Annotated in this window: 24 protein-coding genes; 7 read left to right on the forward strand and 17 right to left on the reverse strand. The window is 68.1% G+C overall.

The window, feature by feature from the left end:
- Nucleotides 1–39: 39 nt before the first annotated feature.
- From hfaA to V8J38_RS13095, 4 genes are all read left to right on the forward strand, one after another.
- Nucleotides 40–450: a holdfast anchoring protein HfaA gene (hfaA, locus tag V8J38_RS13080; protein ID WP_291778381.1), complete on the forward strand. Its 411-nt coding sequence runs from the start codon at nt 40–42 to the stop codon at nt 448–450.
- Nucleotides 447–1,469 carry a holdfast anchoring protein HfaB gene (gene hfaB, locus V8J38_RS13085; protein WP_291778378.1) on the forward strand — a complete coding sequence of 341 codons (1,023 nt, stop codon included), beginning with the start codon at nt 447–449 and terminating at the stop codon, nt 1,467–1,469. The genes hfaA and hfaB overlap by 4 nt, the downstream gene beginning before the upstream one ends.
- Entirely contained in the window at nt 1,396–2,658 is a 1,263-nt protein-coding gene (hfaD, locus tag V8J38_RS13090; RefSeq protein ID WP_338576242.1) for a holdfast anchor protein HfaD, read from the forward strand. Before hfaB ends, hfaD begins: the two co-directional genes overlap by 74 nt.
- Before the next feature lie 157 nt (nt 2,659–2,815).
- Nucleotides 2,816–5,695, forward strand: a complete 2,880-nt coding sequence (locus tag V8J38_RS13095) for a M16 family metallopeptidase (RefSeq protein ID WP_338576243.1) — start codon at nt 2,816–2,818, stop codon at nt 5,693–5,695.
- Nucleotides 5,696–5,808: 113 nt separating this feature from the next.
- On the opposite strand, the gene V8J38_RS13100 is transcribed toward V8J38_RS13095, so the two are convergent.
- Nucleotides 5,809–6,741: a hypothetical protein gene (locus V8J38_RS13100; protein WP_338576245.1), complete on the reverse strand. Its 933-nt coding sequence runs from the start codon at nt 6,739–6,741 to the stop codon at nt 5,809–5,811.
- A 168-nt stretch (nt 6,742–6,909) separates the two neighbouring features.
- Nucleotides 6,910–7,440: a gamma carbonic anhydrase family protein gene (locus V8J38_RS13105; RefSeq protein ID WP_338576246.1), complete on the reverse strand. Its 531-nt coding sequence runs from the start codon at nt 7,438–7,440 to the stop codon at nt 6,910–6,912.
- Between the two features lie 299 nt (nt 7,441–7,739).
- Here V8J38_RS13105 and V8J38_RS13110 point away from each other — a divergent pair, with 299 nt between their 5' ends.
- Nucleotides 7,740–8,519 carry a PhoH family protein gene (locus V8J38_RS13110; RefSeq protein ID WP_191744417.1) on the forward strand — a complete coding sequence of 260 codons (780 nt, stop codon included), beginning with the start codon at nt 7,740–7,742 and terminating at the stop codon, nt 8,517–8,519.
- Nucleotides 8,520–8,853: 334 nt separating this feature from the next.
- Here V8J38_RS13110 and dxs read toward each other — a convergent pair whose 3' ends face one another.
- From dxs to V8J38_RS13135, 5 genes are all read right to left on the reverse strand, one after another.
- Complete coding sequence (gene dxs, locus V8J38_RS13115) at nt 8,854–10,764, reverse strand: 1-deoxy-D-xylulose-5-phosphate synthase (protein WP_338576247.1); 1,911 nt, start codon at nt 10,762–10,764, stop codon at nt 8,854–8,856.
- Between the two features lie 67 nt (nt 10,765–10,831).
- Entirely contained in the window at nt 10,832–11,737 is a 906-nt protein-coding gene (locus V8J38_RS13120; protein WP_338578630.1) for a polyprenyl synthetase family protein, read from the reverse strand.
- Between the two features lie 2 nt (nt 11,738–11,739).
- Nucleotides 11,740–12,105, reverse strand: a complete 366-nt coding sequence (locus V8J38_RS13125) for a tRNA-binding protein (protein ID WP_291778360.1) — start codon at nt 12,103–12,105, stop codon at nt 11,740–11,742.
- Nucleotides 12,105–12,362, reverse strand: a complete 258-nt coding sequence (locus V8J38_RS13130) for an exodeoxyribonuclease VII small subunit (RefSeq protein WP_040344421.1) — start codon at nt 12,360–12,362, stop codon at nt 12,105–12,107. Before V8J38_RS13130 ends, V8J38_RS13125 begins: the two co-directional genes overlap by 1 nt.
- A 60-nt stretch (nt 12,363–12,422) precedes the next feature.
- Complete coding sequence (locus V8J38_RS13135) at nt 12,423–13,061, reverse strand: histidine phosphatase family protein (protein ID WP_291778351.1); 639 nt, start codon at nt 13,059–13,061, stop codon at nt 12,423–12,425.
- A 235-nt stretch (nt 13,062–13,296) separates the two neighbouring features.
- Between V8J38_RS13135 and V8J38_RS13140 the strand changes: the two genes are divergently transcribed.
- On the forward strand, nt 13,297–13,824 hold the full coding sequence (locus tag V8J38_RS13140) for a GNAT family N-acetyltransferase (RefSeq protein ID WP_338576253.1): 528 nt from the start codon (nt 13,297–13,299) through the stop codon (nt 13,822–13,824).
- A 20-nt stretch (nt 13,825–13,844) separates the two neighbouring features.
- Nucleotides 13,845–15,023 carry a VWA domain-containing protein gene (locus tag V8J38_RS13145; protein WP_338576255.1) on the forward strand — a complete coding sequence of 393 codons (1,179 nt, stop codon included), beginning with the start codon at nt 13,845–13,847 and terminating at the stop codon, nt 15,021–15,023.
- Nucleotides 15,024–15,066: 43 nt separating this feature from the next.
- On the opposite strand, the gene V8J38_RS13150 is transcribed toward V8J38_RS13145, so the two are convergent.
- The 10 genes from V8J38_RS13150 to V8J38_RS13195 form a co-directional block, all read right to left on the reverse strand.
- Complete coding sequence (locus tag V8J38_RS13150) at nt 15,067–15,249, reverse strand: CsbD family protein (RefSeq protein WP_338576257.1); 183 nt, start codon at nt 15,247–15,249, stop codon at nt 15,067–15,069.
- Nucleotides 15,250–15,314: 65 nt separating this feature from the next.
- Nucleotides 15,315–15,785: an NUDIX domain-containing protein gene (locus tag V8J38_RS13155; RefSeq protein ID WP_338576259.1), complete on the reverse strand. Its 471-nt coding sequence runs from the start codon at nt 15,783–15,785 to the stop codon at nt 15,315–15,317.
- A gap of 52 nt (nt 15,786–15,837) precedes the next feature.
- Complete coding sequence (locus V8J38_RS13160) at nt 15,838–16,851, reverse strand: histidine kinase dimerization/phosphoacceptor domain -containing protein (RefSeq protein WP_338576261.1); 1,014 nt, start codon at nt 16,849–16,851, stop codon at nt 15,838–15,840.
- A 34-nt stretch (nt 16,852–16,885) separates the two neighbouring features.
- Nucleotides 16,886–17,284 carry a response regulator gene (locus V8J38_RS13165; protein WP_291778440.1) on the reverse strand — a complete coding sequence of 133 codons (399 nt, stop codon included), beginning with the start codon at nt 17,282–17,284 and terminating at the stop codon, nt 16,886–16,888.
- Nucleotides 17,285–17,304: 20 nt separating this feature from the next.
- On the reverse strand, nt 17,305–18,840 hold the full coding sequence (locus V8J38_RS13170) for a sensor histidine kinase (protein ID WP_338576263.1): 1,536 nt from the start codon (nt 18,838–18,840) through the stop codon (nt 17,305–17,307).
- A gap of 51 nt (nt 18,841–18,891) precedes the next feature.
- Nucleotides 18,892–20,991 carry a flagellar biosynthesis protein FlhA gene (flhA, locus tag V8J38_RS13175; RefSeq protein WP_338576265.1) on the reverse strand — a complete coding sequence of 700 codons (2,100 nt, stop codon included), beginning with the start codon at nt 20,989–20,991 and terminating at the stop codon, nt 18,892–18,894.
- A gap of 47 nt (nt 20,992–21,038) precedes the next feature.
- Complete coding sequence (gene bla, locus V8J38_RS13180) at nt 21,039–21,923, reverse strand: class A beta-lactamase (protein ID WP_338576267.1); 885 nt, start codon at nt 21,921–21,923, stop codon at nt 21,039–21,041.
- 4 nt (nt 21,924–21,927) lie between these two features.
- Nucleotides 21,928–23,340: a sigma-54 dependent transcriptional regulator gene (locus V8J38_RS13185; protein WP_338576268.1), complete on the reverse strand. Its 1,413-nt coding sequence runs from the start codon at nt 23,338–23,340 to the stop codon at nt 21,928–21,930.
- Nucleotides 23,341–23,383: 43 nt separating this feature from the next.
- Entirely contained in the window at nt 23,384–23,716 is a 333-nt protein-coding gene (gene fliN / locus V8J38_RS13190) for a flagellar motor switch protein FliN (RefSeq protein ID WP_087141885.1), read from the reverse strand.
- Nucleotides 23,716–24,390, reverse strand: a complete 675-nt coding sequence (locus V8J38_RS13195) for a flagellar assembly protein FlbE (RefSeq protein ID WP_338576275.1) — start codon at nt 24,388–24,390, stop codon at nt 23,716–23,718. Before V8J38_RS13195 ends, fliN begins: the two co-directional genes overlap by 1 nt.

Below are 24,390 nucleotides of genomic sequence, written 5' to 3' on the forward strand. Positions count from 1 at the left end.
TTTCGGGAGCGCCTTATGTCGTCTCATAGCCTGACACTCATGACCGTAGCGGCCGCCGCCGTGCTGGCGGCCCTGCCCGCCGGTTCGGCTGTCGCACAGTCGACCGGCTCGGCCGGCGCAGGCCAGTTCCAGGCCGGCTACGGCGCCTCGCGCTACACCACGGCGCAGGCCAGTCGCGGCACCACCCGCGACGCCAACGGCAACCGCCTGGTCGTCGACGGCATCATCCAGCAGAACGGCAGCGCCTATTCACGCAGCGACAGCAGCTCCTCGTCCAGCCATTTCAGCGGCGGCGTCGGCTCCGGCACGAACATCGGCGGCTCCACCGCCATCGGCAACAACCTGAATGTGGTCGTCCAGGGCAACCGCAACACGGTCGTCGTCAACTCCACCCAGACCAACACCGGCGACATCAACGCCGGCACCACCCTGAACGGGCCGCGTCCATGAAGATCTCCGCCATCCGCCGTTCGCCCGTCCGAGCCCTGGGCTGCGTCGCCGCCGCCGCCGCCCTGCTGGGCGGTTGCGTCAGCACCACCGCCGGTCCGTCGGGCCAGTACGCCAAGCCGATCGGCAACGCGCCGGTGACGTCGAACCCGACGCCCTATTCGACCGCGCTGTACTGCCTGGCCGACTATGCGCGCCGCTACAACCTGCCCTCGCCGCGCATGGCCGTGGGTCGGATCAGCGACTACACCGGTTCCATCTCCTCGGACGGCGGTCGCCAGATCACCCAGGGCGCGTCCCTGATGGCCAACACCGCCCTGGCCAAGGCCGGCGCCCGCATCGTCGAGCGCTATGACACCTCGGTGTCCGAGCTTGAGCTGCGCTACGCCAACAACAAGCTGATCGGTGACGACGTGCCGAACGGCGCGCCCCAGGACGCCGCCTTCCGCCGCATCCTGGCCGGCCAGGTGCCGGGCTCCGACTTCTATGTGGTCGGCGGCATCACCGAGGTGAACTACAACATCCGCTCGGGCGGCTTCGACATCGCCGGCGGCGAGGTGGAGCAGAACGGCGGCTCGGGCCTGATCACCGGGAAGGTGTTCGTGATGAACGTCGCGATCGACCTGCGCCTGGTGCAGACCACCACCCTGGAGGTCGTGGACGTCGTCTCCTATCAGAAGCAGATCGTCGGCCGCGAAGTGTCGGCGGGCGTGTTCGACTTCCTGAACGGCAACGTCTTCGACATCTCGGCCGGGTCCAGCGGCCTGGAGCCGGTCCAGCTGGCGGTTCGCGCCCTGGTCGAACGCGCCACGGTCGAGTTCATGGCCAACCTCTACGGCGCCCCCGGCCCGGAAATCTGCCTCAACCCCGCCAACGACCCGCTGGCCGACAGCCCTGTGGGCCCGACCGGCGGCTACTATCCCGCTTACGCAAACACGGACACGAACAATGGCCAAACTCGCGCCGACCCGTCTCGCTGGCACGATCGCCGCGACAGCGCTGTGCGTCGCGGCGGCCGCTGAGGCCCCCTTCGCTCAAGCTCAAGCCCAGGATCGCGGTCTGGTCCTGAATGAACAGCTCAACCTAGGCGACGTCATCAGCGGTCAGCGCCTGAACGTCGTCAACGTCAGCGACAACGTCGCCGTGTCGAACGCCGCCATGGGCAACGCCCTGTCCGGCGGCGCCGACGGCCGCGCCGCCGACATCCGCTCGACCCAGGACATGCAGGGCGCCGCCGTGGCGGACACTTCCCTGACGCTGCGCGGCGACACGGGCTATGTGAACAGCGTGACCCAGGCGCGCGGCAACTATCTGGCCGGAACCGCCGTCAACACCGGCATCGACGTCGACGCCGGCCAGAATCTGAACGGCGACGTCACGGCGCGCAGCCAGATCGTGGAGACCGGCGCGCGGCTGAACTACGGCGGTCACGTCTCGGCCGACGCCATCGGCAACACCGTCGCCTTGGGCGCCGGCGGCACCGGCGAGCAGCGCGGCGCCGTCACCGGCCGCACGAACCAGAATTCGACCGGCGAGATCTACGCCGAGAACGAAGCCCGCTTCACCTACGCCCCCGCCCCCGCCGTCTTCAGCAGCCAGGCTTCGGCCAATGCGGTGCAGGCGACCTCGACGCCGAACTCGCACCAGGAGCTGGCGGTCAGCCAGAACGCCTCGGGCGCCGGCGTCACCGCCTGGACCGGCGTGTGGGCGGGCAACGCCTGGGACATCGCCGGACGCAGCCGCGCCGCCTCCAACCAGGCCGCCTTCTATAACCAGGGCGGTTCGCTGGTCGTGGACGTGGATCAGCAGAACTCGGCCGAGGTGCTGTCGCGAACCGAGCTCAGCTCCTATGACTTCGGCGCCGCATATTCGACGGCCGAGGCCGTGGGCAACGAGGTCCATGCCGGCAACAACGACATCTACGTCAACATCAACAACACCCAGTTGAACACCGGCGGCGTCACCGCCAGCGCCGGCTTCACGGGTCAGAACGGTTATGACGCCTATGTCGGGGCCAATGCGGCGGGCAACGCCGTCACCGGCTTCGCCTGCTCGACCTGCGGCGGCGATCTGAACGCGCGCAACAGCCAGACCAACATGGGCGATGTGCGAGCCACGGCGACCACCACCATCAACGGCTGGGGCCGCAACGTCGTCGCCGGCGCCAACGCCGTCGGCAATACCGCGAGCTTCTACGTCACCCGCCCCTGAACCAAGGTCGCGGATTAACTTTCGGTAACTTGAGGCAGTCAAGTTCGTTTGTCACCGTAAACAGGCGCGAAGCTGAAGAAGCTTCGCGCCTGTCATCACGTGCAGGGCCGCAATCAGTCCCGGGGGCCGCCCGCTCGCACGTCGCGGAGACTACCGAATGCGATCCCCTCGTCGCCTGCTTCTGCTTGCCGCGTCCAGCCTCGCCCTGATGGGCGGCGCGGCGCTTCCCGCTATCGCCCTGACGCCGCCCTCGGCCGTCGCGGCGCAGGACGCGCAGCCCTCCAAACCCTGGGCCCAGGCGGCCAGCGACATTCCCGCCGACCCGGTCGTGCGCTTCGGCGTCCTGCCTAACGGGATGCGCTACGCCATCATGAGGAACGCCACCCCGCCAGGCCAGGCGTCGCTGCGCCTGCGGATCGCGGCCGGCTCCCTGATGGAGAATGAAGACCAGCTGGGTCTGGCTCACTTCATGGAGCACATGGCCTTCAACGGCACGACGAACGTGCCCGAGAACGAGTTGCTGCGGATTCTGGAGCGTCTGGGTCTGGCCTTCGGCGCCGACACCAACGCCTTCACCAGCTTCGACCAGACCGCCTATACGCTGGAGCTGCCGCGCACCAACGACGAGACGGTGGACACCTCGCTGCGCATCATGCGCGAACAGGTTTCCGAAGCCCTGATGAAGGCCGAGGACATCGACGCCGAGCGCGGCGTGATCGAGGGCGAAGAGCGGCTGCGCAACACCCCCGCCCTGCGCTCCCTGAAGGCGCAGATCGCCCTGCTGGCGCCGGGCCAGCGGCTGTCGAACCGCCTGCCCATCGGCGATCTCAGCATCATCCGCAGCGCCCCGCGCGAGCGCTTCGTCGAGTTCTACGAAGCCTATTACCGCCCCGAACGCGCCACCATGGTGGCGGTCGGCGACTTCGATGTCGATCAGATGGAAGCCAAGATCAAGGCGACCTTCTCGGACTGGACGCCCAAGGCCGCCGACGGTCCCGAGCCCGATCTGGGACAGGTGGCCCCACGTCAGCCCGAGACCCGCATCCTGGTCGAGCCGGGCGTGCAGTCCTCGGTCCAGCTGAACTGGATCCGCAACCCGGACCTTGATCCCGACACGGCTTCGGAACGTCGCGACGCCCTGCTGCAGAACCTGGGCATGGCCGTGCTGAACCGCCGCCTGGGCGAACTGGCCCGGGCCGACAACCCGCCCTTCATCGGCGCCGGCGGCGGCCAGGCGACCCTGTTCAAGACCCTGGACCTCGGCAGCGTCTCGGCCGCCTTCAATCCTGGCGGCATCCAGCGCGCGCTGGAAACCATCGAACAGGAACAGCGCCGCCTGGTTCAGTTCGGCGTCTCGCAGGTCGAACTGGATCGCGAGATCGCCAACACCCGCACGGCGCTGGAAAACGCCGTCCAGGCGGCCGCGACGCGCAGCACCCCGGCCTTGGCCAACGCCCTGCTGGGCGCCGTCAACGACGACCGTGTCTTCTCCTCGCCCGCCGCCAACCTCGCCCTGTTCGAAGCCGCAGTGAAGGATCTCAAGGCGGAACAGGTCAGCGCCGAGGTCAAGCGCGCCTTTGAAGGCCAAGGCCCCCTGGCCCTGGTCATCACGCCCGAGCCGATTGAGGGCGGCGAGGCCGGCGTCACCGCCCTGCTGGAGGCGAGCCGCGCCACCCCGGTGACCGCTCCGGCCGAACAGGCGGCGCTGGAATGGCCCTACGCCGACTTCGGCGCCGCCGCCACGCCCGCCTCGACCACCGAGGTCGCCGCCGTCGGCGCCACCGTCGTCACCTTCCCCAACGGCGTGCGCCTCACCGTCAAGCCGACGGCCTTCAAGGACCAGCAGATCCTGATCTCGGTCCGCACCGGCATCGGCGAGATGGGCCTGCCGACCGACCGCTTCACGTCGCAGTCCCTGGCGCCGATGGTCTTCACCGCAGGCGGTCTGGGCAAGCTGACGGCGGACGAGTTGAACCGCGTCCTTACCGGCAAGATCTATGGCGCCGGGTTCGCCATCGACGGCGACGCCTATCAGTTGTCGGGCGCCACCCGCCCGGCCGACCTCCAACTGCAGATGCAGGTGCTGGCCGCCTATCTGACCGACCCGGGCCTGCGCCCCGCGCCGTTCGAGCAGATCAAGGCCGTCCTGCCGCAGTTCATGGCCCAGCAGATGGCCACGCCCAGCGGCGCCTTCAGCCTTCAGGCCAGCGGCCTGCTGGCCAGCGGCGACAAGCGCGAATCCATGCCCTCGCCGGAGGAGATCGCCGCCTTCACCCTTGATGAGCTGAAGCAGGGCGTGGTTCAGGGCCTGGCCTCCGGCCCGATCGACATCGTCATGGTCGGCGACGTCAAGATGGAGGACGCGGTCGCCTCGGTCGCCTCGACCTTCGCCGCCCTGCCCGCGCGCGCCCCGGCGGCCCAGCCGATAGCCGGTTCGGACCAGCGTCGCTTCCCGGCGCCGACGGCCGAGCCGATCCGGCTGACCCACGCCGGTCCGGCGGAGCAGGGCCTGGCCTATATCGCCTGGCCGACCACCGACGCCGTCGCCGACCGCACCGAGTCCCGCAAAGCCGCCATTCTGGCCGAGGTGCTGAAGCTGCGCGTCCTGGACGAAATCCGCGAGAAGCAGGCCCTGGCCTATTCGCCCAGCGTCCGCGCCTCGGCGTCCGACGTGTTCAAGGGGTACGGCTCCATCTCGATCACGGCCGATACGGCGCCCGACAAGTTCAGCGCCTTCTTCACGGCCGTCGACGCCATCATCGCCGACCTGCGCGACACGCCGGTCAGCGAGGACGAGCTGAACCGCGCCCGCCTGCCGGTGATCGAGTCCCTGCGCCGCAGCCAGGCCGGGAACGAATACTGGCTCGGCCAACTGGAGGATCTGGCCGCCAAGCCCGCCTCCCTAGAGCAGATCCAGACGCACATCAGCGATCTGGAATCCTTCACCGCCGCCGACATCCAGGCGGCCGCGCGCCAGTATCTCAAGCCGGATACGGCGTGGAAGGCCGAGGTCGTCTCGGTCAACGCCGCGCAGTAACGAAGAAAGGGCCCCGTTCCGCAAGGAACGGGGCCCAGTCGTTTAGGCCTATCGACGGAGAGTCGATGCCTGACCCTAGACGCCGGCGTCTGTCGCCAGGCTGAACAGCCGGTTCAGAAAACCCGGCCGCCGACCCCGCCGTCCATCATGATCATTCCGGTGGAGGCGGCGCCCTCGACCATTTCCTCGCGATACTCGGTGTAGGTCTCTTCGCGGATCATGGTCAGGACCTTCACGCCGGCCCCGTAGCGGCGCAGCAGCGAACGCTCGTTGCAGTCGCGCGCCGCCTTCTCGGGACGGCATTCCAGACGACCGCCCGCACCGTGCCACAGCGCCTCGCGCTTGTTGCACAGCAGGGTCTCGCCCGGCGCGCCTTCCGCCTCGCTGACCGTCCACTGCAGCTTGGTGCCCGCCAGGCAGCGGTACAGTTCGCCGTCATAGCTGTTGCTGACGTCCCGGCCCGGAATGACCTGGGACGCCGGGTGCGGCACATTGCGGTCGTCGATGCAGACGGCCTGCAACACGACCTGCTTCTCGATGCGGCGCGATGCGGTGAAGGGCACCTGCACCGCCTGCATCCCGCCCTGGACGTTCAGCCCCTGGATCGTGGTGGGATAGGGCTGATCCACGTTGAAATAGGCCCCGCCCCCGCCGGCGACGATGACGGTCGAAGCCGCGCGCGATCCCGCCCAGGCGCGCGCCGAGGCGTTGGCGCTGGCGTTCGCATTGACGTTGACGTTGACATTCACATTGCCGCCGCCCGAGCCACAGCACGTCGGAGGCGGAGGCGGCAGGCAGCCCCCGCCGCCACAAGGCGGCGTCACCGGCGGACGCGGCGGCAGGCAGCCGCTGGGACCGCATCCGCCGCCGCCCGGCGGCGTCACCGGCGGGGTGATCGGCGGCGAAGGCGGCAAGATCGGGGGGTTCGGCGGCGGAGGCGGCAGGCAGCTCGAAGGCCCGCACTGCGCCGCAGCCGTGTCCGCGAGCGCCATCAGCCCCATGAAGGCCACGGCGCCCGCCAGCATTTTCGTAATCCCTATCCGCATGGGATCGGACTCCTGCATTGATCGTCGGCAGGACCGATGCAAGCGCCGGGCCGTTTCAGGCGTCCGACATTGGGCGGTTTCATCCCCTCCGACGCGAGTTTGCGCCGTTCCGGCTCGCCCATCCCCAGGGCTGTCCCATTGTGAGCCGTGCCATTGTGGTGCGACGGCTCAGCCGATCGGCTTCAGGCCCGTCACATAGCGCCGCCAGTTCTGGACATAGTGCTGCGCCGACATCCGGAGGCCTTCGATCTGTCCTTCATCCAATTCCCGCACCACCTTGCCGGGTTGGCCCATGACCAGGCTGTTGTCGGGAATGACCTTGCCTTCAGTGATCAGGGCGTTGGCGCCGATCAGGCAGTTCTTCCCGATGCGCGCTCCGTTCAGAACGACCGCGCCGATCCCGATCAGGCTGTTGTCGCCGATCTCGCAGCCGTGCAGCATGACCTTGTGCCCCACCGTCACCCCCGCGCCGATAGTGAGCGGAGAACCGACGTCGGTGTGCAGGATGCCGCCGTCCTGAATATTGCTGTCGGCGCCGATGATGATGGGATCGTTGTCGCCCCGCACCACGGCGTTGAACCAGACGCTGGCGCCCAGATGCAGAATCACATTCCCTAGAACAGTCGCGCTGGGCGCGATCCAGTATTCGCCCTCGGGCGGAAGCTGGGGCTTGCTGTCTTCCAGACTGTAAACACTCATCCGTATACCGCCTATCCTTATCGAAATGAAGGCTTTAACCCTTCAGAAACCACGTTAGCATCAGTCTGTTGATGCGATTCGGACGGCCCCATTCGCCCCCGGATCCGAAGCCGGATCAAGCCCGGTCCGGTCAGACGCTGGAGAATACGCTTGGCGTGTTCACGACCCGTCCGGGGACGGCGACGCACCTGCTGCGGCGAAGACCCTGCGACCGTTCGGGACGGCTGCGCGACTTCGGCCCCCACCTCCCCCACCGACGACCAAGGCGAGACCCAGCCGGGCTCGCCTTTTTTCATGCCCTGGAGGCGTCCATGAGCAAACGATCGGCCATCAAGCGTCAGCTGCGCGAAGGCGTGCTGGATTCGCCCGAATTCATTCAGGACGCCAAGGTGCGGCGATTGCCCGCCCGCGTCGGCGGCTGGTCGCCCCTGCCCTCGAACGACGAGCGGGACCAGGGCTATCTCAAGACGCTGAAGCCCAAGTCCGACGGCCAGGCCGAACTGATGGAGGCCGTCGACCACGCCAATCTGGTGCTGGCGCTGGGCCCGGCGGGCACCGGCAAGACCTATCTGGCCGTCGCCAAGGCGGTCGAGGCGCTGGAGGCGGGCAAGGTCGGCCGCATCGTCCTGAGCCGCCCGGCGGTCGAGGCCGGGGAATCGATCGGCTTCCTGCCCGGCGACATGGAGGACAAGCTGGCCCCCTATCTGCGGCCGCTCTACGACGCCCTGTCGGATCGCCTCAGCATGAAGCGGGTCAAGGCGCTGATGGCCGAGGGCCTGATCGAGATCGCCCCCATCGGCTATATGCGCGGCCGCACGCTGAACAACGCCTTCATCGTCGTGGATGAGGCGCAGAACTGCACCTACGTCCAGCTGAAGATGCTGCTGACCCGACTGGGCTGGCACTCGACCATGGTCGTGACGGGCGACCCGCACCAGTCGGACCTGCTGCCCGGCGTGTCGGGCCTGTCGGATATCGCCGACAGACTTGAGGCCGTGCCCGAAATCGCCGTCGTCCGACTGGCCGAACGCGACATCGTGCGCCATCCGCTGGTGGCCAGCATGATCGGAGTGCTGTGACCCCTTTCCGCCTCTGGTGAGAGAAGGAAAAAATAGAGTCCAATTCGTCTGAATCGTCTGAAATCCCTCTCGGCCCGGATGCAGTCTAGCACAGGTGCCGAGGGGGGATGGTCGATTGTGATCCGGCGACACCGTGCATCATCCGCTGGTGGCGGGCATGATCGGGGTATTGCGCTCCTTGTCCTTCTCCCCTTGCGGGAGATGGTGGCAGGCGAAGCCTGACGGATGAGGGGTTGCGCGACACTCGCCTCGCAACTCCTCATCGGATTTCGGAGCAACCCCTCATCCGGCCCTGACGGGCCACCTTCTCCCCCAAGGGAGAAGGAAGATCGGTCTACGCCCGAACCGCCCGGCTGGCGTCGACGCCCAGGGCGGTCACGGCGGCGGCGGCGATGTGTTCGGCGTTCAGGCCGGCCTGGGCGTACATGGCCTCGGGCTTGTCCTGATCCTGGAAGACGTCGGGCAGGTGAAGGGTGCGGATCTTCAGGCCCGCATCCAGCGCCCCCTTCTCGGCCAGAAGCTGCAGCACGAAGGCGCCGAAGCCGCCCATGGCGCCCTCTTCCACCGTAATCAGGGCCTCATGCTCGCGGGCCAGCCGCAGAATCAGATCGGCGTCCAGCGGCTTGGCGAAGCGGGCGTCGGCGACGGTGGCCGAGACGCCGCGCGCGGCCAGCATGTCGGCGGCCTTCAGCGATTCCTGCAGGCGGGTGCCCAGCGACAGGATGGCGACCGAGGTCCCTTCGCGGACGATGCGGCCCTTGCCGATCTCCAGTGGGGCGGCCAGTTCAGGGATGTCGACGCCGACGCCCTCGCCGCGCGGATAGCGGAAGGCGCTGGGGCGGTCGTCGATGGCCAGCGAGGTCGAGATCATCGCCGCAAGTTCGGCCTCGTCCGAGGCGGCCATCAGCACCATGCCCGGCAGGGCGCCCATATAGCCGATGTCGAACGACCCGGCATGGGTCGCGCCATCGGCCCCGACCAGACCGGCCCGGTCCATGGCGAAGCGCACCGGCAGGGACTGGATCGCCACATCGTGGACGACCTGATCGTAGCCGCGCTGCAGGAAGGTCGAATACAGGGCGCAGACCGGCTTCATCCCATCAGCGGCCAGACCGGCGGCGAAGGTGACGGCGTGCTGCTCGGCGATGCCGACGTCGAAGGTGCGATCCGGGAAGGCCTGTCCGAACAGGTCCAACCCCGTGCCCGACGGCATGGCGGCGGTGATGGCCATGACGGTCGGATCGACCGTCGCGTGCTTGATCAGTTCCGTGCCGAAGACCTTGGTGTAGCTGGGAGCGTTGGAGATGGCCTTGGCCTGTTTGCCCGACACCACGTCGAACTTGACCACGGCGTGCAGCTTGTCGGCGCTGCTCTCGGCCGGGGCGTAGCCCTTGCCCTTCTGGGTGACGACGTGGACCAGCACCGGGCGGTCGGTGATGGCCGCCGCATTCTTCAGGATGGGGACCAGATTCTCCATGTCGTGGCCGTCGATCGGCCCGACGTAGTAGAAGCCCAGTTCCTCGAACAGGGTGCCGCCCACGATCATGCCGCGGGCGTATTCCTCGGCCTTGCGCGCCGCGTCGCGGAAGGGACGCGGCATATGGTCGACGAACTTCTTCCCGACCTTGCGGATGTTCTGATAGGCGCCGCCCGAGACCTGCTTGGCCAGATAGGCGCTCATGCCGCCGACCGGCGGAGCGATCGACATGTCGTTGTCGTTCAGGATGACCATCAGCTGGCCGCTGGTGGCCTCGGCGGCGTTGTTCATCGCCTCATAGGCCATGCCCGCCGACATGGAGCCGTCGCCGATGACGGCCACGACGCGATTGTTCCCGCCCTTGGCGTCGCGCGCGGCGGCGAAGCCCAGCGCCGCCGAGATGGAGGTCGAGGCGTGGGCCGCGCCGAAGGGGTCGTATTCGCTCTCGGACCGCTTGGTGAAGCCCGACAGGCCGCCGCCCTGACGCAGGGTTCGCATCCGGTCGCGCCGTCCGGTCAGGATCTTGTGCGGGTAGCACTGATGGCCGACGTCCCAGATCAGGATGTCGTCCGGCGTCTCGAAGACATGGTGCAGGGCGACCGTCAGTTCGACCACGCCCAGACCCGCGCCCAGGTGCCCGCCGGTCACCGACACGGCGTCGATGGTCTCGGCCCGCACCTCCTCCGCCAGCTGTTTCAGCTGGGGAATGTCGAAGCCCCGCGTGTCGGCGGGAAACTTGACGGTGTCGAGAAGCGGGGTGTTGGGCATGGGGATCGGGGGCCTTCAGACGACGGAGCGTCAAACAGTAACCCGCTGAGGGCGGGCGCGTTTCCTATCAGGACCGGCGTTTAAGCACAAAGTCCACGCTGGCCTTGAGGATTTCGGCCTCATGACCGAACAGGTCAAGGTGCGAGCGGGCCTGATCGGCCAGATGCGCGACCCTCTGCCGCGCCGCATCGACCCCCAGCAGGGTGACGAAGTTGGTCTTGCCCAGGGCCGCGTCCTTGCCGCCCGCCGCCTTGCCCATCTCCTCGGCCGAGCCTTCGGCGTCCAGAACGTCGTCCACGATCTGATAGGCCAGGCCGATGTCGTGGGCGAAGCTGGTCAGGGCGTGCCACGCCGCCTCATTGGCGTCGGCGACGATCAGCGGGATCTCGAAGGCGTAGGCGAACAGGGCGCCGGTCTTCAGACGCTGCATCCGGGCCACCCCGCCCAGATCGTCGCGGACCCCCATCAGGTCGATCATCTGGCCGCCGGCCATGCCCCGCGCACCGGAGGCGAAGGACAGGCGCCGCGCCAGTTCGCACCGCACGGCCGGGTCGTCATGCGTCTCCTCGTCCAGGATGATGTCGAAGGCCGCCGTCTGCAGGGCGTCGCCGGCCAGGATGGCGGTCGCCTCGTCATAGGCGATGTGCAGGGTCGGACGGCCGCGCCGCACATCGTCGTCGTCCATCGCCGGCAGGTCGTCATGCACCAGTGAATAGGCGTGGACGCATTCCAGGGCGCAGGCGGCGCGCAGAACGGCGCACTCCTCGACCTCCAGCATCCGCCCCGCCTCGATGGCGAAGAAGGGACGCAGCCGCTTGCCCGGTCCGAGCGCGGCATAGCGCATGGCCTCGGTCAGCCGGGCCTCGGGCCCGTCGGCGCGCGGCAGAAGGCGGTCCAGGGCGACGGTGACCACATCGGCGATCTCGGCCACCCGGTCGATGACGGCCTGCTCGGGCGAATTGGCGGCGAGCATGGTCAAAACAGCCTCCCGCCCAGCGGCAGGTCGCGGTCGACGCCGACCAGAACGACATTCCCTTCGGCGTCGGGGAAGCCGAGCGTCAGCACCTCGGACATCACCGGCCCGATCTGGCGCGGCGGGAAGTTGACCACGGCGGCGACCTTGCGGCCGTCCAACTGGTCCAGGGTGTAGTGATGGGTGATCTGGGCCGAGGATTTCCTGACGCCGATCGCCTCGCCGAAATCGATGGTCAGCTTGTAGGCGGGCTTGCGGGCCTCGGGAAAAGGCTCAGCCTTGATGATCCGGCCTACGCGGACATCGACCTTCATGAAGTCGTCGAAGCCGATCTGCGGCGCGATGGTCACGATGTCGGAGGCGGACATCAGCCGAACTCGGCCGGTTCGACGCCCTTGGCCTGGCCGTCGGCGCCGACGACGATCTTCTCGACCCGCAGTTGGGCGGCCTTCAGCCGCGCCTCGCAATGGGCCTTCAGCCGTGCGCCCTCTTCATACAGGGCGATGGATTCCTCGAGCGGCGCCTGACCCGATTCCAGGCGCGAAACGATGCCCTCCAGACGCGACAGGGCGTCCTCGAAGCTGAGATCGGCGGGCACGGCGGGGGAGGCGGATGCGTCGGTCATGATGGGCGCAACCTAGAGAGGCGCGCGCGCCGCTTCAACGGCCTTCCTGAGGCCGCGACGTCAGCGCTTCACGAAACGGCGCTGGGACCAGTATTTGAAGCCCTGATTGTGCGCCAGACGCCAGCCGTGCGCCTTCAGCCGCTGGCCGACCATGTGGTTGAAATAGCCGTGCGCCAGCACCAGGACATCGTGGCCTTCCGAGGCGCGAGCGATCAGGACGCGCGCAGCCTGATCGGCGCGGACCTCGGCCTCGGCGCGGGTTTCCTGGCCCTCGTGGTGGTTGAAGGCGTGCCACCAGACGCGCGAAATCACGCCCCAGTAGCGCGGCGACAGCTTGATCCAGGACGGAAAGCGCGGCGGCGGCAGGGGGGCCTCGATGAAGAGGGCGTCGACCAGCACGTCGCGGCCCGGCGCCACGGCCTTGGCGGTTTCCTGGGCGCGCGGGCGGGTGGAGGCGTAGATGGCCCCCGCCCCTTCGGCGGCGGTCAGCAGGGTCTGCGGCGGCGTCTGTCCCGCGCGAAGCCCGCCGATCTCATAGCGCCCCCACCAGTCGCGATACTGGTCCGAAGTAATCATGCATTTGCGCGACAGGGCCGGCTCGCCGTGACGGGCCAGGGTGATCGCGCCGAAACGGACGCCCGCCTCGACGGCCTGAACGGCCGCGACCGGCGTCTGAACTGCGGATTCGGAATGAGTCATGAGCGCAGGAGAAGTCATAGCATGGGATCAGCCTGTGAAACCAAGGCCTTGGCGTCCCTATACCTCCCCGATTCCAGCATTGGCGCACGCCGCGAACGACGCACATTGGACAAGGGTGGTAGCTCTCGTCGCGCGGCCCTGCAACCACGCAAAGATGACGAGGCCGTATTGAACGGGGAGCCTGGCGTCGAGGCGCGCCTTCTCCCGGCCCGCTCGCGGCGCTATGGGTCGGCCGATGAGCGCTCCCGTGATCCGCCCCGCCCGCCCCGAAGACGCCGCCGCCCTGGCCGTGCTGGGGCGCCAGACCTTCATCGACACCTTCGTCACCGGCTTCGGCATTCCCTATCCGGCCGCCGACCTGACCGCCTTCCTGGACGCCGGCTTCAACACCGAGACGCTCACCGCCAAACTGGCCGAGCCCGGCGCCGCCTGGTGGGTGGCCGAGCGCGACGGAGAGCTGCTGGCCTTCGCCAACGCCGGGCCGAACACCCTGCCCCACCCCGACGGCCGGGCCAGCCACGCCGAGCTGCGCCGCCTATACGTCGGCAAGCCGGCGCAGGGCCTCGGCCTGGGCACGAAGCTGCTGAAGATCGCGCTGGAGTGGATGGAAGCCCACACCGACGGCCCCCTGTGGATCGGCGTCTGGAGCGGCAATGAGAAGGCCCAGAAGCTCTACGCCGCCTACGGCTTCGAGAAGGCGGGCGAGTATCAGTACCCGGTCGGCGCCTGGATGGACGACGAGTTCATCTTGCGGCGCGGCTAGGCCGGGGCCAGTCTGAGCCCATGCTCCTGCCCTTCTTCACCGCCCTGCGCGAGGCCAAGGTGCCTGTGTCGCTCAAGGAATGGCTCCATCTGATGGAGGCCATGGACAAGGGCGTGGCCGGGCGCGACGTGGAGGCTTTCTACCACCTGTCACGCGCCGTCCTGGTCAAGGACGAGAAACACTACGACCGCTTCGATCAGGTCTTCGGCAAGGTGTTCAAGGGGCTGGAGGGCGTCAGCCCCGGCGAGGAGATCACCGCCGACATCCCCGAGGACTGGCTGCGGCTGCTGACCGAAAAATACCTGACCGACGAAGAGAAGGCGCAAGTTGAGGCGCTGGGCGGTTTCGACAAGCTGATGGAGACGCTGAAGCAGCGTCTGGAAGAACAGAAGGAGCGCCATCAGCGCGGCAACCGCTGGATCGGCACGGGCGGCACCAGCCCCTTCGGCCACGGCGGCTACAACCCCGAGGGCGTCCGCATCGGCGGCCCCGGCCGTCACGGCCGTGCGGTCAAGGTCTGGGAAAGGCGCGAATACAGGAACCTCGACGACACGGTCGAACTGGGCACGCGCAACATCAAGGTCGCCTTACGCCGCCTGCGTCGCTTCGCCCGCGAAGGCGCGGCCGAGGAACTGGACATCGACGGCACCATCGACGGCACGGCGCGTCAGGGCTGGCTGGACATCCACATGCGGCCCGAGCGGCGCAATACGATCAAGGTGCTGCTGTTCCTCGACGTCGGCGGCTCGATGGACGGCCATGTCCAGCTGTGTGAAGAGCTGTTCTCGGCCGCGCGGACCGAGTTCAAGAACCTGGAGTTCTTCTACTTCCACAACTGCCTCTACGAAGGCGTGTGGAAGGACAACCGCCGCCGCCACAGCGAGCGCATCCCGACCTGGGATCTGATCCACAAATACCCCGGCGACTGGCGCGCCATCTTCGTCGGCGACGCGACCATGTCGCCCTATGAGGTGACCATGCCCGGCGGCTCGGTCGAGCACTGGAACGAGGAGGCGGGCGCCGTCTGGCTGAAACGCGCCCGCGAACAGTGGGACAAGTCGGTCTGGCTGAACCCTGTGCCTGAGCGCCACTGGAGCTACACCCCCTCGGTCAGCCTGATCGGCGAGGTGATGGAGCACCGCATGTTCCCCCTGACGCTGGATGGGCTGGAACGGGCGATGCGGACCCTGGCGCGGTAGAGGCCGCCGCCGAATCCTGGCGACGGCCGAGACCGGATCTCGATCAGCCCTTGTCGCCCTTCAGCGCGTCCTTGACGCCGCCGACGGCGTTCTGGACCTTGCCCGCCACCTGATCGGCGCGGCCTTCGGCCTTCAGCTTTTCGTCGCCGGTCAGCTTGCCGGCGGCTTCCTTGAGCTTGCCGCCGATGTTCTTGGCGGCGCCTTCGATGCGATCTTGGTCGGGCATGGGGAGCTCCCTGTAGGGCGAGCCGCCGGGAGTGGCGGCCCCTCAGGGAAAACAACCCTTTCCGCTCAGCCGGGTTCCGAGACGGCGGCGTGACGATCGCGCAGCCAGCGGGCGACGGCCCAGCTGTGGGCCTCATGGCGCAGGCTGAACAGGGCGCGCATCGGCTCCAGCCAAACCAGTTCATGGTCGGCTTCCTGCTTGGTCGAGGGATCGGCGCCGGTCACGCTGACGATCCAGACGCCGCCGACGTTGTTGACCGGCGTGCCGTCCGACCTGAGGAAATACTGCGCCGCCTCGGTCAGGCGGTCGACCGGCTGGATGATCAGGCCCGTCTCCTCGGCGAACTCGCGCACCAGCGCCTGCTGCTCCGTCTCTTCGCCGTCCAGGGCGCCGCCGGGCAGGTCGAAATAGGCGTGTCCGTCGCCGCGATCCACGCGCACGCAGGCCAGGCGGCCGTCACGCTCGGCGATGCCGAAGACAGCGGGGCGGTGGATGTAGTCGAGACCGGGGCGGGCTGTGCCGAACTGAAGCTTCATCTCGCGGAGACTAAACCCGCCGCGACGCCGGACGAAACCCCCAAAGCGTCGCCTAGAGGTCAAACGCCAGGCGAGCGCGCACGCCGTGGTGGGAGGGATCGACCTCGATCGCCGAGCGCAGGCCGCCGGCCATGGCCGAGATGATCTTGGAGCCCAGACCCGTGCCCTTGGGCTGGCCGTCGCCCAGCCCCGGCCCGTCGTCCTCGACCGTCAGCAGGGCGCGGCGTCCGTCCTCCATCCGCTCCAGGATCACCCGAATCTCGCCCGCCGCGCCGGGCTCATAGGCGTATTTCACGGCGTTGGTGACCAGTTCGGTGACGATGACGCCCAGAGAGACGGCCTGGTCGGTCGTCACCTGCAGCGCCTCGGCGCGCAGTGCCAGTCGCGGTCCATCGTCGTCGGGGCCGATGGACTTGCCCAATTCCTCGACCAGGCCGGCGAGATATTCGTCCATCTGCACCCGCTCGACATCGGCCGAGGTGTAGAGGCGGCGATGGACATGGGCCACGGCCTCGATGCGGACCTGGGCCTCGCGCAGGGCGTCGCGCGCCCCCTCGTCGACAAGCTGGCGCAGCTGCAGGGAGATGAAGCTGGACACCAGTTGCAGGGAGTTGCCGACGCGGTGGTTGACCTCGCGAAGCAGGGCTTCGGCGCGGTCGCGCGCCTGGCGGACTTCCTCATGCGCCTCTTCGTTCTCGCGCTCCAGGCGGCGGCGCAGCAAGGCGTCCTCGACAGCCGAACGCAGAAGGGCGGTGAAGTCCTCGGACACGTCCTTGATGACGTAGTCGGCGGCCCCGGCGCGCAGGGCGGCCACGGCGATGCGGCCGTCCTGGGCCCCGGTTACATAGACCACCGGCGGCGGCGTCGGCAGGGCCAGAATGTCCGGCAGGACGTCCAGCCCTTCGCGGCCGGGCATATAGTGATCCAGGGCGCAGACATCGAACTGGCCGGCCTTCAGCGTCTCATAGCCGGTGTCGGCGTCGGGCGCGCAGGTGACCTCATAGCCGTGGCGGCCCAGCTCCTTCTGGACCAGCCGCGACAACCCCCGGTCGTCGTCGATGTACAAGAGACGGATTGAAGCCCCCGGTTCCGTCACGGCGTCAGATCTCGGGCGCCTGCATGACGGACAGGAACAGACCCAGCTGGCGGATGGCGCCCGCAAAGGCCTCATAGTCGACGGGCTTGGTGATGTAGACGTTGCAGCCCAGATCGTAGCAGCGCTGGATCTCGACCTTGTCGTCCGTGGTGGTCAGAACGACGACAGGCGCGCGTCGCAGGTTGTCGTCGGACTTCACCTTTTCCAGGATATCCGTGCCCGACATGTCCGGCAGATTCAGGTCCAGGAGGATCAGCACCGGCCCGTTGTGACGGACCTCTTCGCTGAACAGATAGTCCAGGGCCGCCTCGCCGTGATCGAAATGAACGATGTCGTTGGCGATGTTCGCCCGCCGGATGTTCTTTTCAATGAGCTTGGCGTGCCCATGGTCGTCCTCGACCATGACAATCTTCACCGAGTGGCTCACAGGCGATCTCCTTGGTAGTCACCCAGCATAGCCAGACGTTTCGGAAATTTCAGGTAAAAAGTCGACCCTTGGCCCAATTCTGATTCGATTTCGATCGAACCGCCCAGACGCCGCACGATGTTGCGTACGAAGGCCAGGCCCAGACCTTCGCCCGGCTTGTCCTGCTTGCCCGAGCGACGGAAGAGCTCGAAGATACGCTCGTGATCCTTGGGCGACACGCCCCGGCCATTGTCGATGATGCGGTATTCCACCCAGCCGTCGGGAGTCTCCTGCCCCTGGACCTCGATAAGGATGGGGCGGTCGGGCTGCTGATACTTCACCGCATTGTCGATCAGGTTGCCGAAGATCTGCTCGACCGCCAGACGGTCGCTCTCCAGCGGCGGCAGGGAGCCGACCACGATTTCGCCGCCCGTTTCGGCGACCTGATGGTGGACGGTGTCGGCGATGGTCTGGGCCACGCTAGTCATGTCCAGCCGTTCAGGCGCCAGGGCGCGCCGTCCCTCACGCGACAGGCGCAGGATGGCGTTGATCAGCCGGTCCATCTTGGCCGTCGAGGTGCGGATGAAGCCCACGGCCTCCGGCGCGTCCTCGCGCACCGCGCGCAGGACGTCGGGGTCCGTCAGACCGGGGTGCGCCGCGTCGACCGCCGTCAGTTGCTCATCCACCATCCTTGAGACCTGCTCGAGTTCGGAGGTGTAGCCCATGACGTTGACCAGGGGCGCGCGCAGGTCGTGGCTGACGATATAGGCGAAGCGCTGGATTTCCTCGTTGGCGCGGGTCAGTTCGGCGGTGCGATCGCGGACCTCGTTCTCCAGACCCGCGTTGACGCGATCGAGCTCGAAATGCGCGGCCTCGATCTCCGCCACATAGCGCCGCACCAGCCAGACGCTGATCCCCGCCAGCACCAGGATCAGCACCCCGGCCAGGGCGTTGACCGCCACGGTCACGGCCTGGGCCCATTCCGACTGGTGGGTGCGCTCGGCCAGGCGGCGCGCCTCGATGGCGTCGATCGCCGCCAGTTCGACCCGCATGGCGTCCATCAGCGTCTTGCCCTGGCCGCCGCGAATGCGCGCGACGGCCTCGCCGATGCGGCCCGTCCGGGTCTGGTTGATGGTTTCGTCCATCAGCGCCAGACGCTCGCGAGCCATCTGCTTGACCTTGGCCACGCGTGCGGAGGACTCGGGATCGTTCTGGACCAGAGTCTCGAGGCGTTCGAGCACCGCCGGCAGCTTGGCGACGGCGTTGTCGTGCACGCCCAGATACTCGGCCCGCGCCGTCAGCATGAAACCGCGCTGCCCGGTCTCGGCGTCGGTCAGCAGCATCACCGTGTCCTTGGCCGCCAGGCGCACCTGCTGACTGTGGTCGACGGTGTCGTTGTAGTTGGAGGTGCGCTGGATCATCACCAGCGTCGCCGTATTGACGGCCAGCAGCAGCAGCAGCGCCAGGGCCAGAAGGGCGATGATCGAGCGACTGAGGGTCGGGGTGCGCAGGAAGATTCCGAAGGTGCGCAGAGCCGGCCGGAAACGTTTCATATCCCGAACCTTATTCGCCGCCGAAGCCGTGTCCAGCCCCTACCGCAGGGTCTAGACCGAACCGACCGTCCGGAGCCGGGCCTTGGGATGAATTTCGTTCTGGCTCATCACCACCGTCTGGCCGCGGAAGCGTTCGATGATGGAGCGGACGTAGGGGCGCACCTGGGGCCCGGTCAGCAGGACCGGGTTCTCGCCCGTCATGGCGGCGCGCTCGAACACCTCGCGCACGACGCGGATGAAGTCCTGAAGGCGGCTGGGCGCCATGGCCAGTTGCTTGTCCTCGCCCGGACCGACCAGGCTCTCGGCGAAGGCCTGCTCCCACTCGGGCGACAGGGTGACGATAGGCAGGGCGCCGTCGTCGGCCTTGTGCTGCCAGCACAGCTGGCGCGCCAGGCGGCTGCGGACGTGTTCGACCAGGGTGGCGACGCTGGTGGTGTGCGGCGCGGCCTCGGCCAGGCCTTCGAGGATGGCGGGCAGGTCGCGGATCGACACCTTCTCGCGCAGCAGGGCCTGCAGGACGCGCTGAAGCGTCGTCACGGTGACGACCGAGGGGATCAGCTCCTCGACCAGCTTCTGCTCCTCGCCCTTCAACTCCTTCAGCAGCTTCTGCACCTCGGCGTAGGACAGCAGCTCGGCCATGTTCTCCTTGAGGATTTCGGTCAGGTGGGTGGTCAGCACCGTCGAGGGATCGACGATGGTGTAGCCGCGGAAGGTCGCCTCTTCCCTCAGCGACTCGTCGATCCAGGTGGCGGGCAGGCCGAAGGCGGGCTCGCGCGTGTGTTCGCCCGGCAGTTCGACCTGGCGGCCCGCCGGGTCCATGGCCATCAGGGAGGCCAGGCGCACCTCGCCCGATCCGGCGTCCATCTCCTTGATGCGGATGGCGTAGCCCTGATTGGGCAGGCGCATGTTGTCGAGGATGCGCACGCTGGGCATGACGAAGCCGTATTCCTGGGCGAGCGAGCGGCGCAGGGCGCGGATCTGGTCCGTCAGGCGCCGCCCCTCCAGGTCGTTGATCAGGGCCAGCAGGGCGTAACCCAGCTCGATCTTCACCTCGTCGATGGTCAGGGCGGTGGAGATCGGCTCCTCCACGTCCTCCTTCGGCTTGAGATCGACCGGCTCGGCGGGCGGCGGTTTCAGCCGGTCGCGGCCCAGCTTCCACGCCATGAAGCCCGTGGCCAGCGCCAGCGCCGCGAAGGGCAGCAGCGGCATTCCCGGGATCAGGCCGATCAGTCCCGACGTGCCGGACACCACGCCCAGCGACACCGGATTGGTCGCCAGCTGCGCGGCGAAAGCCTTGTCGGCCGAACCCTCGACCCCGGCCTTGGTCACAAGGAAGCCGGCCGCGACGGAGACGATGATGGCCGGGATCTGCGTCACCAGACCGTCGCCGACGGTCAGCTGCACATAGGTGTTGGCGGCGTCCATGGCCGGCATGCCGTGCTGCAGCACGCCGATCAGCAGGCCGCCGATGACGTTGATGAAGGTGATGATCAGACCCGCCACGGCGTCGCCGCGCACGAATTTCGAGGCGCCGTCCATGGCGCCGAAGAAGGTGGATTCCTGCTCCAGCTCCTTGCGGCGCAGCTTGGCCTGATCCTCGTTGATCAGCCCCGCCGAGAGGTCGGCGTCGATGGCCATCTGCTTGCCCGGCATGGAGTCCAGGGTGAAGCGGGCCGAGACCTCGGCGATACGGGTGGCGCCCTTGGTGATGACGACGAAGTTCACCACCAGCAGGATGGCGAAGATGATGACGCCGATGATGAAGTTGCCCCCCATCATCAGTTCGCCGAAGGCCTGAATGATCTTGCCCGCGCTGTCGTGGCCTTCCTGACCGTTGCTGAGGATCAGCCGCGTCGAGGCCAGGTTCAGCCCCAGCCGATACAGGGTCGAGACCAGCAGCACCGTGGGGAAGATGGCGAAGTCCAGCGGCCGCTTCATCATCACGGCCGTCATCAGGATCAGCACGCTGGACACCAGCGAGATCGCCAGCAGCAGATCCAGAAGCATCTTCGGGATCGGCAGGATCAGCAGCATGATGACGGCGATGACGCCGACCGCCATGCCGACTTCGCCGCGCATCAGCCAGCCGAGGGCCTCGCGCCCCGTGGGGCGCGCCAGCCCGTCCTTCATCAGGATCGGCGCATCAGCCATGACGACGTGCGAAGGTCATGCCGCCTGATGACAGGATTCGGCGGCCGTCAGCCATGCCCCAGCGCCTTGAGCGCCTGCCGGGTCGCGTCGGCGATGACCGCCTCGCGCTGGGCGTCGGTCGACTCCTTCGTGGCGTGGAAATAGACGGCGATGGCGATAGGCTCGCCGTCGGTCGGATACAGCACGCCGATATCATTAACCGGACCGTCGCCGCCCGTGCCGGTCTTGTGCGCTACGGTCCAACCCAGAGGAACGCCAGCCTTCAGGCGCACCTGCCCCGTCGGCGACGCCACCATCCATTCCAGAAGCAACCGCTTGAAAGGCGATTCAAGCGGCGAGGCCTCCGACAGGATCAGCCGCTGGATATTGCGGGCCGACTGTCCAGGCCGGATGGTGTCCTTGTCGCCGTCCGCCCGGTTCAGTTCCGGCTCCAGCCGATCCACGCGGGTCGTCTCATCGCCGATGCCGCGATAGAAGGCGCGCAAGGCGTCCAGCCCGCCCATTTCGCGGATCAGGATGTTGGCGGCGGGATTGTCGCTGACTTCAACCGCGCCCTTCATCAACTGCTCGATGGTCAGGGTCGAGCCGACCGCCGGCTCCGTGACCGGGGCATGGCTGATCATGTCGGCCTGCGTCACCGGAATCGCCCGGTCCAGCCGCTCCTGCCCCGCCTGAACACGCAACAGCGTGGCGGCGGCCAGATACATCTTGAAGGTCGAGCAGTAGACGAACCGCTCGTCGCCGCGCCAGGCGGCCTGCTTGCCGTCGGTCGCGACCGAGACGCCCAGACGGCCGCCGTGGCGGGCTTCCAGCGCCGACAGGTCGAGATCGAGCACGACCGGTTCGACGGCCGCTGGCTCCGTCGCTCGCGTACAGGCGCCCAGGGCGAGGGCGCCCGCGCCGATCAGCAGGGTGCGACGGTCGGCGCGCATCGGCTCAGCCCGCCGCGCCGTAGGCGGCCGCGACGCCCGACTGGGGCGCCGGGATCGGCGTGCCCTGGTCAGCGTATTCGTTCAGCTTGTTGCGCAGGGTGCGGATGGAGATGCCCAGGATGGTCGCCGCATGGGTGCGGTTGCCCAGGCAGTGGCTGAGCGTGTCCAGGATCAGGGTCTTCTCCATCTCGGCCACGGTCTGGCCGACGAAGCTGCGGGTCACGGCGTCGGCGACCTGTGCCGCCTGACCGGCCACGCCGGCGTCATAGGTCGAAGCGGCGGGCGTCGAGGCCCCCTCGCTCCCACCCAGCAGCGGGCGGCCGTCCGGCAGGCGAATGGCGTCGACGTCGATCTCGGCCCCCGTCGCCAGCAGGACGGCGCGGTGCATGGCGTTTTCCAGCTCGCGCACGTTGCCGGGCCAGCGGTGGGCGACCAGGGCGCGCCTGGCCTCGCCGCCGATGGCGCGCGGCGGCACGCCGTTGGCGGCGGCGTATTTCTTGACGAAGTGATCGGCCAGCACGGCGATGTCGCCGGGGCGTTCGCGCAAGGAAGGCAGGCGCAGGTTCACGACGTTGAGGCGATACAGCAGGTCTTCGCGGAACGTCCCCTCGGCCACAGCCTTGGCCAGGTCGCGGTTGGAGGTGGCGATGATGCGGATGTTGACGGGCACGGGCTTGGCCCCGCCGACGCGGTCGATGACGCGCTCCTGGATGGCGCGCAGCAGCTTGGCCTGAAGCCGGGCGTCCATCTCGCTGATCTCGTCCAGCAGAAGCGTGCCGCCGTCGGCTTCCTCGAACTTGCCGACCCGGCGGGCCACGGCGCCGGTGAAGGCGCCCTTCTCGTGGCCGAACAGTTCGGATTCCAGCAGGTTGTCGGGAATGGCGGCGCAGTTGACGCTGATGAAGGCCTTGTCCGCGCGGCGCGAGTGCGTGTGCAGATAGCGCGCCATCACCTCCTTGCCGACGCCGCTTTCGCCGGTGATCAGGATGGAGGCTTCCGAACGCGCCACCTGATCGGCCAGCTGGATGACCGACTTCATCGCCGGATCGGCCGAGATCATCGGCCGTTCGTCGTCCGCCACCGCCGACAGGACGGCGGCGATCAGGTCCGCCTCGGGCGGCAGGGGGATGAACTCCTTGGCCCCGGCGCGGATGGCGTCGGCGGCCTCGCGCGCGTCGGCGTCGACGCCGCAGGCCACGACCGGCACATGAATGCGCTCGGCGTCGTTGGCGGCGATCAGGGCGGCGATGTCGATGCGGTAGTCGACCATCAGCAGGTCGGCGCCCTGCCCCCGGCGCAGCTGCTCGGTCGCCTGATCGGCGCGCTCGACGTGCTGGACCTTGGCGCCGTGCGCCATGGCCATCTTCACCGCCGTCGCCAGCTGGCCGCTGAGCCGGCCCACCACCAGAAGACGCATCGCCCTACTCCTTCAAAATCCTGTCCGTGACGGGGGCGGCCGATCAGGCGCCCTTGTCCTCGGTCTTGATGATTTCCGTCATGGTCACGCCCAGGCGGTCCTCGACGACGACGACCTCGCCGCGCGCCACCAGCCGATTGTTGACGAAGATGTCGATCGCCTCGCCGACCTTGCGGTCCAGCTCCAGCACCGAGCCCTTGTTCAGTTTCAGCAGTTGGGCCACCGACATGTGCGCCTTGCCCAGCACCGCCGAGATGTTGACCGGCACGTCAAAGACGGGCGCCAGGTCGACGGCGGACTTCTCGCCGCCCTCGTCAGCCAGATTGAGGGCAGTGGATTCGCCGAATTCCTCGAGCGAGAGATCGTCGGTGGCCATCAGAAGCCCCTCCTGTCATGGGCGCCGCCTTCAAGAGGCGGCTCGGCGTGGCCGGCTTCGGCGGCCAGGGCGGCGTCGAGGGCGGCGGCCACACGGCCCTCCGCCTCGGCCGGATCGAACTCGGCGCGGCCGTCGGCCCATTCCAGGGCGAAGGCGGCGGCGGGCCGATGCGGCTCATCGCGGAACACCACCAGCCCCGAGAAGCCCGCCTGGGCGCACAGGGCCTCGATCTGGGCGCGGCCGTCGTCATCCAGACCCGAGGCGCGGACCAGCAGACGCGGCGTGGCGTCCATCTCCTGACCCAGGGCCTCGATGGCGGCCTCCAGCGGACGACGCGGGAAGCGGTCGAAGGCGGCCGAACCGATCACACGCGCAGCCGCCAGGGCCAGTTCGGCGGATTCGCGCCGGTGCGCCTCGGCGACGCCGCGCAGGGCGGTCGCGGCCTGGGACACCGTCTGCGCCATGATCGACAGGGCGTCGGCGCGCAGGGCTTCGACCTCGTTCAACGCCTGCTGTCGGGCCTCAAGCCGCGCCTGGGCGATCAGGGCGTCGACCTCGGCCGGGGCGAAGGACCGCTTGGTCGGCTGCCAGGTCGAGGCGCGCAGCACGGCGCCGTCAGCCCCGAACTCGGTGTCGAAGGCGAAGGGGACGGCGTTGGAAGGGAGGGCGCTCAT

Origin of the sequence: Brevundimonas olei (genome assembly GCF_037055245.1) — a bacterium.
Lineage (GTDB): Bacteria > Pseudomonadota > Alphaproteobacteria > Caulobacterales > Caulobacteraceae > Brevundimonas > Brevundimonas olei.